Source organism: Ruminococcus sp. AF17-22AC (assembly GCF_003460065.1).
Lineage (GTDB): Bacteria > Bacillota > Clostridia > Lachnospirales > Lachnospiraceae > Blautia_A.
On sequence record NZ_QRXT01000020.1, the window covers coordinates 9,579 to 9,923 of the forward strand.

Annotated in this window: 1 protein-coding gene; it reads right to left on the reverse strand. The window is 32.8% G+C overall.

Features of this window, described 5'->3' with window-relative positions; translation table 11 throughout:
* On the reverse strand, positions 1-123 hold a 123-nt coding region (locus DWW86_RS17705), incomplete at its 3' end, for an LURP-one-related family protein (protein WP_502696659.1).
* Positions 124-345: the final 222 nt, after the last annotated feature.

Sequence of the window (345 nt, forward strand, 5' to 3'; positions counted from 1 at the left end):
AATTACAAGTTTATGTCCCCAGGACAGCTGACCTTTTACTACATAAACAGTGTTGCCTGCTTCATCATAGATATCATAGCTGTCAAACCATGAAAACAACCTTTGTTTAAACAATAACTTCATAACTTTTCACCACTCTCTCCAACAGATATAATTGGTTCTTTATAAGTACCATAATACCATGCCGGAACACCTTAAAAAATATGTAAATCGAAGAATTAACCCATCTTATTTCACAGATTATGATAAAACATAGATTTCCGGCTATAAATCTCTACTCGTTCACAAAAGATATAAAAAAGACCATCTACTGCTTGTTTACGGTAAATGATCTTTTCATTGCAA